Below are 15,293 nucleotides of genomic sequence, written 5' to 3' on the forward strand. Positions count from 1 at the left end.
CCAACACATTTTTGATGAGGAAGCTCCACCTAGTCTTTATTTTCTTGTTTCTATGCCTTTCCATACAAGGGCAGTTGACCATCCAAAGTGTTCTGGAGCAATATAACAATGGTTCTGTGGACTATATTATGGTTGAAGCCCTTGGCCAGAAGGACAATTTTGTTGTTTTGGACACACGGGAAAGGGAAGAATTCGAGGTCAGCCATTTGGAAGCTGCCTTATGGGTCGGTTACGATACTTTTGAACTGAAAGAAGTGCTTCAATTGGTTCCCGACAAGGACACCCAGGTAGTAGTATACTGCTCCGTAGGGGTAAGGTCCGAGGATATTGGACAAAAACTTCAAGATGCAGGCTACGCTAATGTCCAAAATTTATATGGAGGTATTTTTGAATGGAAAAATCAAGGTCACCCGGTATACGATGAGACGGGCCTGTCAACAGAAAAAGTACATGGCTATAGTAAGTATTGGGGAAGCATATTGACCAATGGCACTAAGGTATATTCATCCAAAACCGAATCTGGCGTTGAAAGAAAGCAATAACCTACTCCTTATTTTTACCCGTAATCCTGAACTGGGCAAGTGCAAGACCAGGTTGGCAGCCAAGGTGGGTGACCCCAGCGCATTGGAGATCTATAAATTTCTTTTACAGCATACGGTTGCCATCACCCAAAATCTGAAAATGGACAAGCAGGTCTATTACTCCAATTCCATTTGGGAAGACGATATCTGGAATCCAGCAACTTATCAAAAAAAGCTGCAAAAAGGCGAGGACTTGGGTATGCGAATGATGAGAGCATTCCAGGAAGGGTTCCATTCCGGTTATGAAAAAATCATTATTATTGGAAGTGATATGTACGACTTGTCGCAGGCGGATCTGGAAAACGCTTTTGATCAGTTGGACAAGCATGATTTTGTGCTGGGGCCCGCAGAAGATGGCGGATATTACCTGCTAGGGATGCGAACGCTCGAAACTTCCCTTTTCACTGGAAAAGCGTGGGGACAGGATACGGTACTAAGGGACACTCTCGGTGACTTGGAAGGAAAAAATCATTCGAGCCTGGACAAGCGCAACGACGTTGACCACTACGAAGACATAAAAGATATTGAGGCATTCAAGCCTTTTCTAAAACATATGAAAGAATGACTAAAACCCAACTTGAAGAATCTGTAGAACACCTAAAGAAAAAAGGCTTTGATTCCCCGGAAATTGGAATCGTGCTGGGAACCGGGTTAGGAAAATTGGTGAGTGAGATTCAGAATCCGATTGAGGCCCACTACAACAACATCCCCTATTTTCCCTTGGCAACAGTGGAGTTTCATACGGGCAAACTCATTTACGGTACCATCGCAGGCAAAAAAGTGGTGGTAATGCAAGGGCGTTTCCATCTGTATGAAGGTTATGACTTTCTCGATATTACCTATCCTATAAGGGTAATGCGTTTATTGGGTATCCAAAAACTTTTTGTATCCAATGCCGCTGGGGCCATCAACCTCAACTTTAAGAAAGGTGATATGATGCTGATTGAAGACCACATCAACTTACAAGGAGGTTCGCCGCTAGCCTTTAGGAATGTAGCGGAGTTTGGCGATCGATTTGTGGATATGAGCGAGCCCTATGATTTGGAAATGCGACAAAAAATTGAGGCCATAGCTGAAAAAAACGACATCTCACTTCAAAAGGGTGTATACGCTTCAGTAGTAGGTCCACAGCTCGAGACCAAGGCAGAATACCGAATGCTGAAAACACTGGGCGCGGATGCCGTTGGAATGAGTACGGTCCCCGAAGTAATTGTCGCCAATCATTTACGACTACCCATTGTGGCCGTATCTGTTTTAACGGACGAATGTGATCCGGACAACCTTCAACCTGTTAACATTCAAGAGATTATTGAAATAGCAGGCAACACAGAACCAAAAATGATACAACTGTTCAAAGAATTAATTGAAGCAATATGAGTTATTTAGACGCAACACAAGATTTATATAAAGAAGCTGCGCTTACCCCCGACGTTGGATTATGCTGTACCACCAATCCCATTTGGCAATTTCCAGGACTATCCATCCCAAAGATTATGCAGGAGATGAACTATGGATGTGGAAGTACGGTCTCTGCACAGGATTTGGTCAACGACCCCAAGGTGCTTTATGTTGGCGTTGGCGGCGGAATGGAACTATTACAATTCTCCTATTTTTCACGTCAAAAAGGCGGTGTCACCGGTGTTGATTCTGTGGACGAAATGTTGGAAGCTTCCAAAAATAACTTCAAGATTGCCGAAGAAGAAAACGATTGGTTCAAAAGTGAGTATGTAAACCTGGTCAAGGGCGATGCGTTAAATCTTCCAGTAGAGGACGAAAGCATTGATGTGGCTGCACAAAATTGTTTGTTCAACATCTTCAAGATGGAAGACCTTAAAAAAGCGGTCTCTGAGATGTACAGGGTGCTAAAGCCCCATGGAAGATTGGTAATGAGCGACCCCACTTGCGAACAACCTATGAATGATGAACTTAGAAATGACGACAGACTTAGGGCATTGTGCCTGAGTGGTAGTATTCCGATCAAGGATTATGTAAAAGTGTTGACCGATGCCGGTTTTGGAACCATTGAAATCCGAGGACGCAGGGCGTATAGGGTACTTTCGCCCAACCACTACCCTACGGACGAACTGATCAATATTGAGTCCATTGAAATTGCCGCCATTAAGGACCCAATGCCGGAGGACGGACCTTGTATGTTCACTGGAAAAACAGCAATCTATTATGGGGATGAAGAGTATTTTGATGATGGCAAAGGCCATGTATTGCTTCAAAACCAACCCCTTGCTGTCTGCGACAAAACTGCCGCTGACTTAAAAAGTGCTTCGGACGAGATTTTCGTAAGTGAAAGTACTTGGCACTATAACGGTGGTGGCTGTTGCTAGTACTTATAGCGCGATGGGATAAAGTCGTGTTTAAAAAATTGCAAATGAATGTTATGGCACGATTCTCTTGGATTTTGCTGTTGTTCTCCTGTATGGGTAGTGCACCGGCCATTAACTCCCGAGCATCGGTAAAAAACTTTGTGGAGTCAACTTCCAATTCGGAAAACTTGGGATATCCCGATCATGCCGTTTGGGGAAATCTTCTTGGACAGTATGTTGATGATGAAGGCAATGTCAATTACAAGGGATTTAAGGAAAGTGCCGTTGAGTTGGATACCTACCTCAAGGATTTGTCCGAACACATTCCGGACGCCTCTTGGAATCGTAATGAACAACTTGCATTTTATATCAATCTGTACAATGCTGCGACCATCAAACTGATTTTGGACCATTATCCGGTTTCGAGCATCAAGGAAATTCCGAGCCGCTGGAAGAAAAAATGGATTCCCCTTGGAAAGGATTTGGTTTCACTCAACTATATTGAACACGAAGTACTACGAAAAATGGGGGAGCCCAGAATTCATTTTGCCATCAATTGTGCCTCTTATTCCTGCCCAAAATTGCTCAATGTGCCCTTTACAGCCCAAAGTATGGAGCGCCTGCTTTCCAAAACCGCAGTGGATTTTGTAAATGATAAAACAAGAAATAATTTTTCTGGTGGGGAAGCTCAATTATCCAAGATTTTCAAATGGTACAAGGGTGATTTTACCGAGCAGAAACCTCTTTTGGAATACATCAACACCTATTTGGACAACCCTGTTTCCAAAAAGGCTAAAATTGAGTATTTAGACTACGACTGGAGTTTGAATGAGGCAGAATAAAGACCATACCATAAGTATCATTATTCCCGTTCTCAACGAAGAAAAAATTCTTGGGTCGGTACTCAATAATCTCAAAAAGACAAGCACCTCTGGAAAAGTTAAAGAAGTAATCTGTGTGGATGGCGGAAGTACCGACAGCACAGTGACAGTAGCCAAAAACTATGGCGCAACAGTGCTTGGCTCGAGGCGTGGGAGGGCCAAACAGTTGAATTTCGGCGCCAAACACGCTACTGGGGACATCCTCTATTTTTTGCATGCAGACACCTTGACCCCAAAGAACTTTGACCTGCAAATCCTAAAGGCTGTCCAGGACGGATTTGAGACCGGTTGTTTTAGAATGGAATTTGACACAAAGAATCCCATACTACGTTTCTTTGCCTATTTATCCCGTTTAAACTATACGCTGTGCCGGGGTGGGGACCAATCTTTGTTCATAAAACGGGAACTTTTTGAAAAGACCAACGGTTTTGATGAGAATTACCTCATTTATGAGGATACCGAGTTTATTACCCGTTTATACCAAGAAACGGCTTTCAAAATCCTACCGGATACCGTGCTTACCTCTGCGCGTAAATACAGGGAAAAGGGATGGCTCAGAGTACAGTTTCACTTTGCTATGATCCATTTAAAGAACTATATGGGAGCAAAACCCGAGGAACTTTATCAGTATTACCAACGAAATATTTTAGCCTGATTTTTTCGGACCTAGTTTTCAAATTGGATTTCGGCATAATCCTTTAGGATGCCATTGGTAATCCAATTGGCAAACTTGCGCTTATCGGAACGAACGGGGATGCCTTGCTTAACACCTGCTGTTTTGCCTTCGGCAATAGAAATGAGACTTACAGCTGGAAGGCTATTTTTGGCCAAGAAAAGGGTGTTCTTGTCCTCAAAAATTTTAATATCCTCAGAAGAACGATTCGAAATACTGTGCTGCCTGAACACCTTTTGAAGGTTTTCGGCAAAACGTAGACTCTGCTTGCTCTTTTCGTGATGAAACACAGAAACCTCCAACGAACCTTTGGCAACCAAACCATTGGCCTGTATAACAAGCAACCTTTGGTACTTCCCATGATTTTGCAAATACCTTTTATTGATGATTTGGATATAGTTCCCCAATTGGTCCACCTTCCTTACAGGAGCGTCATCCGCACTAGCTTTTGATTCATCATCCATGATATATACAGTAGCACCCTGTTCTAATAACTTGGCGGCAAGATTCTTTGCCATTTCATCCACAAACTGGTTCTTGTTCTGCAGACTATCTTCGGTAATTATGTAGTATACAGCATTTTTTAATGCCTTGCCTTTATGGGACATTTTGCCCAATTCCGAATTGAATATGGGCTCTTCCCCGTCTTCATCCGTTGATAGTAGAACCCCTTTTTTCTTATAAGAATCGTCCGTATTGGGAATTTTATATTCCCGACCTATATGCAATAGACTACCGTTTTTGATGTCTTTTTCATTTAGGGCAATAAAGGCTTCGTAGTGTTTTACAGGATCCAAACCCTGTTTACGCAGTATGGAAAAAATCCCGTCTCCCCGTTCCGCCTTTACCAAATAGTAATCATCTTGGGCAAAACTTAAGGTATTTGCACCCAAGCACAAAAGAAGTATAACTAAGAATTTCATAGAAAAAAGGTTGCAGGGATGCAACACAAATATCATAAAAAGTGGTCAAAGACAAAAGACAAAGTCAGAAAATATGGGTCAAATTTTCAAAAGTATTGGCCTATGCCAAAAACCACGCCCCTAGCTGCACTTTTGGTTATGCCATGCCCATAATCAATCCTGAAAATAGCATTGAAAATCTGTTTATGGATAAACCGTATCCCCACCCCAGGATAGATTCTAATATTTTGTTCATCCCCGAAATCACTAAAATCCCCTCCTGGATTTCTCCAACTCCCCCCGTCCACAAAAACATTACTTTGCAAAACAAACCAATCCTTGTCCACAAGCGTATGCCGATATTCAGTATTGAGCACAATAGCCGCCGTTCCACGATCAATGGTGTTCCCCACACCCCTAATATTTAGATTATTATCCACAGCAAAGGGTGCAAAAGGGGTATCCAAATTACTGGAAAGTCCCAAGCGCAACCTATTGGCCCAGTTCCCTCTAGAGCCCACACGTTGGAAATATGCAAAATCGTTAAAGCCAATGACAAATTCTGGCAACATCCCACTGGTACTGTGCACATACTGAAGATTTAGCGTACTCTTAAACCCTGATAGATATTGATAATAGTAATCAATATTGTCGTAGTTGTAGATACCCTTCAGGAGGTATTTGTCGACCCGTAGATCCTGAGGAACGGAAGGATCGGTCTCCCCAAATAGATACTGATAATCCTCGGTGAAGAAATTGATGCCCAACTCCAGCCGATGTTTAAAATTGATTTCATACAGCCCGAGTACCTCAAAGGATTCATTGTTGTATTTGTAATCTGCCGTACCTGTTTCCAGGAAAACGGGCTCCTGTGTTGTTAAATCCTGATAACTCAGTGCCAATCCCAACTTATCCCCAAAAAGGTAGGGGGCCCTTAAATGCACACCATACGAATTAAAGATATCCCTTTGGTAAAACCCGCCAAGTGTAATATTGTTTCCCAAAAGATTGAACTCCTGCAATCCAATTCTGAATGCAAATTCATCATTGTTGGACGTGTATACATTGGCAAAAGGAATGAGCGTAAAATTCTCTTCTATCCCGTAAAATACGTTGAAAGTGTTTTCTTCAAGGGCTGGAAACACCTGATAGTAAGCATGGGACACGGAAGGCAACCGTTTGAGCCGGTAAACATCTTGCTCCAACTGGGTGGAATCCAATCCCATACCGGCTTTTAAGCCCACTATTTTTTTGAGAAATGGGGTTTTGGTCCTTTTGTTCCCTTGGAATTTTACATCTATAACCTTTTGTTGCCCGAGTAGCACCCCAACCTGGAATAGTAAAAACAGAACAAGGGCCATCTGTTTCATTTTCTAGTTCCCTTTAGGTTGTATTGAAGCTTCCTGAATGGTTTTGTAGAAATTTTTGATAACACTTTCGGCCGGTTTGTTTTGTGGTGTAAACCTATTGTCATTTGGACCGCCCGAATTGTCATGATGAATGAACCACTTCCAGACAAAGCCCCCCGCGAACCAATCTTCCTTCCAGAACTCATCAAAAATTGCCTGTGTTGCATCAGCTTGCGCCTTGAGGTTTACATCCATTTGATTTCGGTCCACAAGCCATGGTTTTTTAGCCGTGAAGTCCATACTGCGGTATCCAAATTCCGTGAAGAGAATAGGTTTTTCCTCCTCATTCGATAGCGCCTTTAGCTTTTCCTTCCAAGGTTGCCATCCAGATTTTAAATGTTCCATATTTGGATGACGTTCTTCCGATAAAGGAAAATAGGCATCTACTCCTATATAATCCAGTTTGGACCAGAACGGAACCCTTTTGTATTCATCCCAATTGGCCGCATAAGTCAGTTTACCCTTGTACACACTCCTTATTTTGGCTATCAAATTTTCCCAAAACTGTGGTCTATTCTTTACAAACTCTTCCAATTCGGTGCCAATACAATACACCTCCGCTTTTGTTTCCTCCGCTACTTGGGCGTAGGTCATTGCAAAATCCGTGTAGTCCTCTTCAAACCGTTTCCAATCTTCTTCGGAGTTCATTTTCAAATCTCCGGTAAACTCTCCGCGCCAAATCCAGATTTGGGGTTTCAACATAATCTTGATTCCCTTTTTTTGGAGTTGCTCGATGTACTGTTTGGCTCCACGTTTGGTTTCACCATACCATTGCCTTTCCGTATCGAAAACTACACCGGGATCATTCAGGTTCTTTGTAAAACCAAAGGGCATTACCGCGGCATAGTTGGCATTGATATTCACAACCGGATCTACATGCAGCTGAGAGACCTTCCCCCTAGATCCGACGAAACTAATTCCATTGATTTTTTCTATTCGTTGTCCCTCACAGGAAAGCTGTAGCAAAAAAAGAAAAAGGAGCCCTAATCTTTTCATAGTTAAAAAATTAAGACTCCTAAAATAATCTTTTAAGGCATAGCGATTAAAAAATTGCGCGCAATCCTATGTTAAATGTTTCGCCCAATCCAGTATTGCTTCCCCTTACAAAATTGGTGTAAAGCCCTTCTATATTCAACGCTTGGGTCAACTGGTACTTCAAACCTCCTCCAAGGGCCGTGAAATCTTGGGCAAAATCGTTGCCCAAATCAATTCGTTGCGAATGCTGGGCCAAGGCCAACACGGTAAACTTGGAGCTTGGGAAATAGCTCAAAAACACCCCAGGGGTAAGATTCAAGCTGTTATTGGCAAAACTCTTGTCCTTATCCCCAAAGCTGAGCTCCGAATTCAGCTCCGTAAACAACTGCCATTTATCTCCTGGGAACGTATAATCATAGAAAAATCTATTCTGCCAGATAAATCCGTTCTGGTCTAAAAAGACCCCCCCGTTCCCATTCACTGGAAGGAAATCTTCCGTCTCGTTGTCCACCAATGGGATGAACAAGGAACTTTGAATGGAAAAGTTGCTCAAAGAGGCTATCGGCACAAATTTCACAGATGGAGCAATGGAAGTCAGACCTGATCTAGCGGTTCCTGTTTCTCCATCAAACTGAAATACTTCCAGGGCGCCACGATCCGCCACTACATTGGACCTAAATTCCAGAATAGCGCCCACGTTCCATCGCTTATTATCTCCAACCCCAGTGTATACTTCCAAGGTGGAGGTAAAAAATGTTTGCCTTGGCTCCGTCCCCTCGGTAAAAGTGCTCTCGGTCTGGGTATAGAGGTTGTTGAACCATTTAAGGTCCCATTGTCCCTTGCCAATTAACTTGGATGGGGTATACTGTTGAATGTTGCTTCGGGCTGGGCTATCGCTGTCGTCTTGGGCAATACCCATTAGGCCATACAATACCAATCCTGCCAACAGGACATAACTTTTCTTTTTCATGATGTGTAGTTGTTAAATAATTATTTGGTTTCGTTCAAGGACCAGTTATAAGGATAGTATCCTACTCTGGCTTTGGGGTCTATTTTTTCTTTTCGATAAGTATTCACAAAATCCACCAGACTTTTGCCGTCTTGGGTGAAATCGCCCTTGTACCACTCAAAAATCTGGGAAAAGTTTACTTTTTTACCCTTGATCTGTACGAAATCAGGGTCGTTCAGGGAAAGCTCGGTCTGTCTTTGCAACTGAGCTTCCAAGTTTGCCGGTGTGTACGCATTACTGATAATCGGCGGACAGCCTAAACCAGCGCAAACCAAGACAAAGTGAAATCGGGCCTCCTTGGGAAAATTTCCACGCAACACCTTATTCTCAATATCATTTAAGGTGATGCTCTTTCCTCCCAGGTCATAAGTGATTTTATCAAAGAAACCTGCCTTGTCCAAGGGAGATTTAATGGGATAATTGTTAACGATTCCTTTAATTACAGCTAGGTTATAGGCGTTAATCCAGAATGCCTGAAAGCTCTTTGCCTCGCTTTTAGGGGCGGAAATTCCTTCTGCCATTTGCAACAATTCATCCAACTCGGCAGGATTTGAATTGATAGCTTGATAAGCCACCCTGCCATCTTTTACATACGTAGCAAAGAAAGTATCAGCCTTGTTGAAAAAAGTATCCAAATCCTGTGAAAATCCGAAATGGGACACCAAGACAAGTAAGCTTATGGTAAGTGTTTTTGTGAGTTTCATCTTTAAAGTTTATGCTGATTGAACTTTCGCTTCTGTCGCAGCTAATTTTAACAACATACAGCACTGGCAAAAATTTTAAGAATTATTTAAGATTATCAAAATCAAATACTTAGCGTTCGCTTTACCTCATAGAACCTTACGCCTTGTGTTAAAATTTAAATTCTTTCTAAATTATTCAAGTTCATTAAGTTCCTATATTTAAGAACGACACATAAGCGACACCAACACAATTACATGGAGAACATCGTTATCATCGGAAACGGGGTTGCTGGAATTTCAGCCGCAAGACATATCCGAAAACTTTCAGACAAGAGAATCATCGTAATTTCAGGAGAAACAGATTATTTCTTCTCCCGCACGGCCTTAATGTATGTCTACATGGGCCACATGAAGTTTGAGCACATTCAGCCCTATGAAAATTGGTTCTGGGAAAAGAATCGAATCGAATTGGTAAGAGGCTTTGTTACCAAGGTAAATCCAGAAAACAAACAACTCATTATTGACGGTTCCCGTGCATTACATTATGACAAACTAATTATCGCAACTGGTTCCAAACCCAATAAATTTGGCTGGCCGGGTCAGGATTTACACGGCGTACAAGGGTTGTATTCCAAACAAGACCTTGATCTTTTAGAAGTCAATGCCCCAAACAAGGAGGTCTGTAAAAGGGCCGTTATTGTGGGCGGCGGACTCATTGGAATAGAGTTGGCGGAAATGCTCCGAAGTCGCGATATCCCGGTTACCTTTTTGGTTCGGGAAGACAGTTTTTGGAACGGTGTATTGCCCAGTGGGGAATCCCAACTGATCAATGAACATATTTTAGAACATCATATCGACCTCCGTTTGGGAACCAATTTAAAGGAAATTGTTTCTGACGGGAGTGGAAAGGTCAAATCCATAATTGTTGCGGAAACCGGAGAGGAAATTGAATGTGATTTAGTAGGTCTTACCGCAGGAGTATCCCCCAACGTTGATTTTCTTAAAGATTCCGGAATTGAAGTGGGCAGGGGCGTAAAGGTAAATCGCTTTTTGGAAACCAATGTTCCCGATGTATATGCCATAGGCGATTGCGCCGAACAGCATGAGCCTATAGGGAACCGGCGCCCAATTGAGGCGGTTTGGTACACCGGAAGGATGATGGGCGAGACCGTTGCCCAGACCATTTGCGGTAATAAACTGGAGTATAAACCAGGCCATTGGTTCAATTCTGCAAAATTCTTGGACATTGAATACCAAACTTACGGTTGGGTCTTTTCAGAACGCGGGAAAAAGGAATATGAAACCCATTTTCATTGGCGACATGATACGGAGAAAATCTGTATCACCATAGCTTTTAATAAAGAGGACAACACATTTTTAGGCATCAATACCTTCGGTATTCGAATGCGCCATCAGGTATTTGATAAATGGCTCACCCAAGGCCGGGATGTGGATTACGTCATAGAACATCTGGCCGATGCCAATTTTGATCCCGAGTTCTACAAGCACTACGAGGCCGAAATAGTTTCCCAATACAATTCGGAAAATGGTAAATCGATCAAACCCAAAAAGAAAAGTTTAAAAAGAATATTTCAACTAAGTTGATAGATATGAGCACTTACGATAGAAGCATGGCCCTGACCGGGCAACCTCCAAAAATATTAAGTCGCAATCAGAAGCTGGCCACCCTATTGGGCATGACGGGGCTAGGTATTATACTTTTGGCGGCTTTCAACGTTAGCTTTCCCAATAAAGGGCTTTGGTTGACCCTATCACTTATGGCCATCTCGGCAGGTACCGTTTGGTTTTCCTGGGATGCCTATTCCAACAAACTTCCTGGTATTAAAAATGATGGTGTATGGTTCAAGTCCATTTCCAGCAAAGGTTTTTGGGGATGGATTGCGGGTATTGCCCTTACTGGATTTTACATTGTGCTTTATTTCTATCCAGAATACTTAGGTCTGGTAAAAGATGGTTCCAACAAAGGTGTCATTGGCCTGTTTGATCCCTTGAGCAGAATGTTGAGCGGTAATCCCGCCAGTCAATGGTTTGTCTACGGAACACTTTATACGGTCGCCATCTTGGCCTTCGGAATCAAGTTTATGTGGAAATACCGGCACAATCGATACGAGCGCATCCGCACCATGAGCGTAATGTTCTTTCAAACGGCTTTTGCTTTCATTATCCCAGAACTGATGGCACGTTTGAATGGCGACAAAATATTAAATGGTGGAAGCCTGCCCTACTACGACCTCAAAAACGTTTGGCCCCTTAATTATTACAATTTTGAAGGCTACCGAATCAAAAGCTTTTTGAGTTCCGGGGATATCGGGTTCGCTCTTTTGATATTTGGCATCCTGTCAGTTTTTGTAATCACACCAATCCTGACCTATAAATATGGAAAACGTTGGTACTGTTCATGGGTCTGTGGTTGTGGCGGCTTGGCCGAAACTGCAGGTGATGCTTTTAGACAATTAAGCGACAAGAGCGTCAAAGCTTGGCGGGTAGAGCGTTGGGTAGTACATAGCGTTGTGGTCTTTGTAACCTTGATGACCACTGCTGTAATTTATTCTTACCTAGGGACCGATACCAGTAAATACTGGTTGACCAAGAGCACTTTCTTGATCGGTGTTGCTGTGCTTTTAACCGCAGTTTTCACTTGGGTAATGTTATTTAAGCGCGAGCAACTCCAAAAAGATGCCCAGTATGGAGCTATTGGATACTTCGTAATTATAATGGCCTTGATTGGAATGCACTTTTTTAGTGGGGATGGCAATGTGTTTTTGTTCAAATCGGAAACCCTGCGCAAATCCTATAGTTTTTTGATTGGAAGTATTTTCTCCGGAGTCATTGGAACCGGATTTTATCCCATTTTCGGCAATCGCGTGTGGTGCCGATTTGGTTGCCCAATGGCCGCCATGATGGGCTTCCAGCAACGATTGTTTTCAAGATTTAGAATTACCACCAACGGCGGGCAGTGTATTTCTTGTGGAAATTGTTCCACCTATTGCGAAATGGGTATTGACGTTAGGGCATACGCCCAGAAAGGAGAGAATATTGTTCGCTCCAGCTGTGTGGGATGCGGCATCTGTTCTGCTGTTTGTCCAAGGGGCGTTCTTAAACTGGAAAATGGGCCATTGGAAGGCAGGATAGATAGCAACCAAGTGTTGTTGGGGAACGATGTGGACTTAATGACCTTGGTGAACAAGAAATAAAATGCTTCGCTTTAGTCTACTGCTTTCTCTTTTTGTTCTCTTGGGTGGTTCAAAAAAATACCACCGCGAATATGATGAACAGGGCCACCTAAAAGCTGAAGGCTGGATAGTTGGCACCTCCAAAGAAAAATTCTGGAAACTCTACCACATTAGCGGAAACCTTAAGGCACAAGGCCACTACAAAATGGACCTAATGACTGGTTATTGGTATTTCTACACCCAAACAGGGAAATTGGAAATGGAAGGTCATTTCAAAAATGGCGAAAAAGTAAAGTGGTGGTTGTTTTATGATGAAAATGAAAAAATCAATCACAAATGCCAGCTTAAAAACGGAATCAAAAATGGATACTGCCTCAAGTACACGGATGAAGAGTTGAAATCCGCAGAAAAGTACAAAAACGGAAAAAAGATAAAGGAATGGTTTAGCTTTGGGAGTTTTAAAAAAGAAAACAAGCTTTCCGATTTAAAATAATGGCAGAAATCAAAGTCATCATCCCCGCCGTGAACGAGGGAGACTCGATAGGCAAAGTAGTTACAAAGCTACCAAAATCCGTCTCAGAAATCATAGTTGTCAACAATGGTTCGGTTGACGACACGGCCCAAAATGCGAAGAAAGCTGGAGCCACGGTTTTGACAGAAGACCAACGAGGCTATGGGTTTGCCTGCTTAAAAGGCCTGGATTATCTCTCCAAACAATCCAAACCACCAGATATTGTCGTATTTATTGACGGAGATTATTCCGATTATCCCGAAGAACTGGATAAAGTGGTAGCTCCTATTTTGGAAAAAAATATTGATTTTGTCATTGGAGCGCGAAAAAAAGCGCTGAGAGAACCCGGTTCCATGACACCGCAACAAGTTTTTGGTAATCAATTGGCCACTTTTTTGATGCGATTGTTTTTTAGGGCAAAATTTACGGATTTAGGACCTTTTAGGGCCATTAAATACGATAAGCTCAAAGAACTGGAAATGGAAGACAAGACCTATGGATGGACAGTGGAAATGCAGCTGAAGGTTTTGAAGAAAAAAATGACATATATCGAAGTACCAGTACGTTATAAAAGAAGAATTGGTGTTTCAAAAGTGTCTGGTACGGTAAAAGGTACTATATTTGCGGGCATAAAAATCTTGGGTTGGATTTTTAAATACAGTATAAAATAATATGGGACTAACTATCGCTTTTATTATCATCGCTATTTATAGTACGGCCTTAATTTTGATTTTTTTCTATAGTCTGGCCCAGCTCAATCTTTTGATCAATTATTTGGGCAATAAAAAACAGAATGAGGAAGCTCCCAAATTCAACCTGTTAGATCCCAAAGAAATTCCGTTTGTTACCATTCAATTGCCCATTTACAATGAAGAATATGTAATGGAGCGATTGCTGGACAATATTTCCAAGATAGAATACCCGAAGAGCAAACTGGAAATCCAGGTTTTGGACGACTCTACTGACGACACTGTAGTGGATACGGCAAAAAGGATTCAAGAACTTAAAAACAAGGGGCTTGATATCCAACACATCCGAAGGGAAAATCGTCAAGGATATAAGGCGGGTGCCCTTAAAGAGGGATTGGAGATTGCCAAAGGTGAGTTTGTTGCCATTTTTGATGCCGATTTCCTTCCAGAAAGTGATTGGTTGAAAAAGACAGTTCCTTACTTCAAAGATGATGAAATTGGAGTTGTACAAACCCGTTGGGGACATATCAACCGCGATTATTCCACATTGACCCGTATCCAAGCTTTTGCCTTGGATGCCCACTTTACTTTGGAGCAGGTCGGAAGAAATTCCAAAGGACACTTCATCAATTTTAACGGTACTGCAGGAATCTGGAGAAAAGAATGCATCTTGGATGCCGGTAACTGGGAAGGCGATACATTGACGGAAGATTTGGATCTGAGCTATAGAGCCCAGTTGAAAAATTGGAAGTTTAAGTACCTTGAGGATGTTGAGACGCCTGCTGAGCTTCCAGTGGTAATCAGTGCGGCGCGATCACAACAGTTCAGATGGAACAAGGGTGGTGCAGAAAACTTTAGAAAAACTGTTTGGAGCGTTATTACCGCTAAAAACATTCCTTTTAAGACCAAGTTTCACGGAGTAATGCATCTGTTGAACAGCTCTATGTTCCTATGCGTCTTTATCGTGGCCTTGTTGAGCATCCCTATGCTTTATATCAAAAACTCCTATGGACATTTGGGCTGGGTTTTTGAGGTAACAAGTTTCTTCATTATCAGTACGGTGATTTTGTTCATTTGTTATTGGTTCACTTATAAAAGTATACAGGGCAGTAGTTTCGATAATTTTGTGGACTATATAAAGCTCTTCTTCACCTTTTTCTCTGTTGCCCTAGGTTTTTCCCTGCACAACACCGTAGCTGTTTTGGAAGGTCATTTGGGGAAACGAAGTGAGTTTGTGCGAACCCCAAAGTTCAACATTAACAATCTTACGGATAGCTGGAAAGGAAACAAGTATCTTGCTAAAAAGCTATCGCCTAATATGATTCTGGAATTTGCCCTGATGGTCTATTTCCTATTTGGCATGTACAGCGCAATCCCATTGAACGACTACGGACTTTTTCCTTTTCATTTGATGCTTTTCCTTGGTTTTTCCTTTGTGTTTTTTAAGTCATTGACCTCAAAAGCCTAA

At 42.2% G+C, this 15,293-nt stretch carries 16 protein-coding genes; 11 read left to right on the forward strand and 5 right to left on the reverse strand.

The window, feature by feature from the left end:
• Window positions 1-14: 14 nt before the first annotated feature.
• Genes BUC10_RS07040 through BUC10_RS07065 form a run of 6 tightly spaced genes read left to right on the forward strand, consistent with a single transcriptional unit; the run spans window position 15 to window position 4,435 of the window.
• A complete protein-coding gene (locus BUC10_RS07040; protein WP_073177778.1) occupies window positions 15-542 on the forward strand; it encodes a rhodanese-like domain-containing protein in 528 nt (175 codons plus the stop codon).
• Window positions 487-1,146, forward strand: a complete 660-nt coding sequence (locus BUC10_RS07045) for a TIGR04282 family arsenosugar biosynthesis glycosyltransferase (protein ID WP_073177780.1) — start codon at window positions 487-489, stop codon at window positions 1,144-1,146. The genes BUC10_RS07040 and BUC10_RS07045 overlap by 56 nt, the downstream gene beginning before the upstream one ends.
• The gene (locus tag BUC10_RS07050; protein WP_073177782.1) at window positions 1,143-1,958 is read left to right on the forward strand and encodes a purine-nucleoside phosphorylase; all 816 of its coding nucleotides are present in this window, start codon (window positions 1,143-1,145) and stop codon (window positions 1,956-1,958) included. Before BUC10_RS07045 ends, BUC10_RS07050 begins: the two co-directional genes overlap by 4 nt.
• Entirely contained in the window at window positions 1,955-2,920 is a 966-nt protein-coding gene (gene arsM / locus BUC10_RS07055) for an arsenosugar biosynthesis arsenite methyltransferase ArsM (protein ID WP_073177784.1), read from the forward strand. The genes BUC10_RS07050 and arsM overlap by 4 nt, the downstream gene beginning before the upstream one ends.
• A 53-nt stretch (window positions 2,921-2,973) precedes the next feature.
• Window positions 2,974-3,741 carry a DUF547 domain-containing protein gene (locus tag BUC10_RS07060; RefSeq protein ID WP_073178857.1) on the forward strand — a complete coding sequence of 256 codons (768 nt, stop codon included), beginning with the start codon at window positions 2,974-2,976 and terminating at the stop codon, window positions 3,739-3,741.
• Complete coding sequence (locus tag BUC10_RS07065) at window positions 3,728-4,435, forward strand: TIGR04283 family arsenosugar biosynthesis glycosyltransferase (RefSeq protein WP_073177786.1); 708 nt, start codon at window positions 3,728-3,730, stop codon at window positions 4,433-4,435. The genes BUC10_RS07060 and BUC10_RS07065 overlap by 14 nt, the downstream gene beginning before the upstream one ends.
• A gap of 11 nt (window positions 4,436-4,446) precedes the next feature.
• Here BUC10_RS07065 and BUC10_RS07070 read toward each other — a convergent pair whose 3' ends face one another.
• From BUC10_RS07070 to BUC10_RS07090, 5 genes are all read right to left on the reverse strand, one after another.
• Window positions 4,447-5,376, reverse strand: a complete 930-nt coding sequence (locus BUC10_RS07070) for an N-acetylmuramoyl-L-alanine amidase (RefSeq protein WP_165614873.1) — start codon at window positions 5,374-5,376, stop codon at window positions 4,447-4,449.
• A gap of 86 nt (window positions 5,377-5,462) precedes the next feature.
• Window positions 5,463-6,725 carry a POTRA domain-containing protein gene (locus BUC10_RS07075; protein WP_073177792.1) on the reverse strand — a complete coding sequence of 421 codons (1,263 nt, stop codon included), beginning with the start codon at window positions 6,723-6,725 and terminating at the stop codon, window positions 5,463-5,465.
• Window positions 6,726-6,728: 3 nt separating this feature from the next.
• On the reverse strand, window positions 6,729-7,760 hold the full coding sequence (locus tag BUC10_RS07080; protein WP_073177794.1) for a glycoside hydrolase family 113: 1,032 nt from the start codon (window positions 7,758-7,760) through the stop codon (window positions 6,729-6,731).
• A gap of 46 nt (window positions 7,761-7,806) precedes the next feature.
• Entirely contained in the window at window positions 7,807-8,709 is a 903-nt protein-coding gene (locus tag BUC10_RS07085) for a hypothetical protein (RefSeq protein ID WP_073177796.1), read from the reverse strand.
• A 20-nt stretch (window positions 8,710-8,729) separates the two neighbouring features.
• Window positions 8,730-9,452, reverse strand: coding sequence for a DUF547 domain-containing protein (locus BUC10_RS07090; protein WP_073177798.1), 723 nt, complete (start codon window positions 9,450-9,452; stop codon window positions 8,730-8,732).
• A gap of 234 nt (window positions 9,453-9,686) precedes the next feature.
• On the opposite strand from BUC10_RS07090, the gene BUC10_RS07095 reads away from it, so the two are divergent.
• Genes BUC10_RS07095 through BUC10_RS07115 form a run of 5 tightly spaced genes read left to right on the forward strand, consistent with a single transcriptional unit; the run spans window position 9,687 to window position 15,293 of the window.
• A complete protein-coding gene (locus tag BUC10_RS07095) occupies window positions 9,687-11,036 on the forward strand; it encodes an NAD(P)/FAD-dependent oxidoreductase (RefSeq protein WP_073177801.1) in 1,350 nt (449 codons plus the stop codon).
• Between the two features lie 5 nt (window positions 11,037-11,041).
• Window positions 11,042-12,646 (forward strand): 4Fe-4S binding protein, encoded by a 1,605-nt coding sequence (locus BUC10_RS07100; protein WP_073177803.1) that lies wholly within the window; start codon window positions 11,042-11,044, stop codon window positions 12,644-12,646.
• Between the two features lies 1 nt (window position 12,647).
• Window positions 12,648-13,118, forward strand: a complete 471-nt coding sequence (locus BUC10_RS07105; RefSeq protein ID WP_073177806.1) for a toxin-antitoxin system YwqK family antitoxin — start codon at window positions 12,648-12,650, stop codon at window positions 13,116-13,118.
• The gene (locus BUC10_RS07110; protein WP_073177809.1) at window positions 13,118-13,807 is read left to right on the forward strand and encodes a glycosyltransferase family 2 protein; all 690 of its coding nucleotides are present in this window, start codon (window positions 13,118-13,120) and stop codon (window positions 13,805-13,807) included. Before BUC10_RS07105 ends, BUC10_RS07110 begins: the two co-directional genes overlap by 1 nt.
• Window position 13,808: 1 nt before the next feature.
• A complete protein-coding gene (locus BUC10_RS07115) occupies window positions 13,809-15,293 on the forward strand; it encodes a cellulose synthase family protein (RefSeq protein WP_073177812.1) in 1,485 nt (494 codons plus the stop codon).

It is taken from the genome of Flagellimonas flava, assembly GCF_900129665.1.
GTDB classification, from domain to species: domain Bacteria; phylum Bacteroidota; class Bacteroidia; order Flavobacteriales; family Flavobacteriaceae; genus Flagellimonas; species Flagellimonas flava.

Bases quoted from the DNA above. Each gene is read 5' to 3' on its own strand.
- BUC10_RS07040 (WP_073177778.1), top strand. From the start codon at position 15: ATGAGGAAGCTCCACCTAGTCTTTATTTTCTTGTTTCTATGCCTTTCC.
- BUC10_RS07045 (WP_073177780.1), top strand. From the start codon at position 487: ATGGCACTAAGGTATATTCATCCAAAACCGAATCTGGCGTTGAAAGAA.
- BUC10_RS07050 (WP_073177782.1), top strand. From the start codon at position 1,143: ATGACTAAAACCCAACTTGAAGAATCTGTAGAACACCTAAAGAAAAAA.
- arsM (WP_073177784.1), top strand. From the start codon at position 1,955: ATGAGTTATTTAGACGCAACACAAGATTTATATAAAGAAGCTGCGCTT.
- BUC10_RS07060 (WP_073178857.1), top strand. From the start codon at position 2,974: ATGGCACGATTCTCTTGGATTTTGCTGTTGTTCTCCTGTATGGGTAGT.
- BUC10_RS07065 (WP_073177786.1), top strand. From the start codon at position 3,728: ATGAGGCAGAATAAAGACCATACCATAAGTATCATTATTCCCGTTCTC.
- BUC10_RS07070 (WP_165614873.1), bottom strand. From the start codon at position 5,376: ATGAAATTCTTAGTTATACTTCTTTTGTGCTTGGGTGCAAATACCTTA.
- BUC10_RS07075 (WP_073177792.1), bottom strand. From the start codon at position 6,725: ATGAAACAGATGGCCCTTGTTCTGTTTTTACTATTCCAGGTTGGGGTG.
- BUC10_RS07080 (WP_073177794.1), bottom strand. From the start codon at position 7,760: ATGAAAAGATTAGGGCTCCTTTTTCTTTTTTTGCTACAGCTTTCCTGT.
- BUC10_RS07085 (WP_073177796.1), bottom strand. From the start codon at position 8,709: ATGAAAAAGAAAAGTTATGTCCTGTTGGCAGGATTGGTATTGTATGGC.
- BUC10_RS07090 (WP_073177798.1), bottom strand. From the start codon at position 9,452: ATGAAACTCACAAAAACACTTACCATAAGCTTACTTGTCTTGGTGTCC.
- BUC10_RS07095 (WP_073177801.1), top strand. From the start codon at position 9,687: ATGGAGAACATCGTTATCATCGGAAACGGGGTTGCTGGAATTTCAGCC.
- BUC10_RS07100 (WP_073177803.1), top strand. From the start codon at position 11,042: ATGAGCACTTACGATAGAAGCATGGCCCTGACCGGGCAACCTCCAAAA.
- BUC10_RS07105 (WP_073177806.1), top strand. From the start codon at position 12,648: ATGCTTCGCTTTAGTCTACTGCTTTCTCTTTTTGTTCTCTTGGGTGGT.
- BUC10_RS07110 (WP_073177809.1), top strand. From the start codon at position 13,118: ATGGCAGAAATCAAAGTCATCATCCCCGCCGTGAACGAGGGAGACTCG.
- BUC10_RS07115 (WP_073177812.1), top strand. From the start codon at position 13,809: ATGGGACTAACTATCGCTTTTATTATCATCGCTATTTATAGTACGGCC.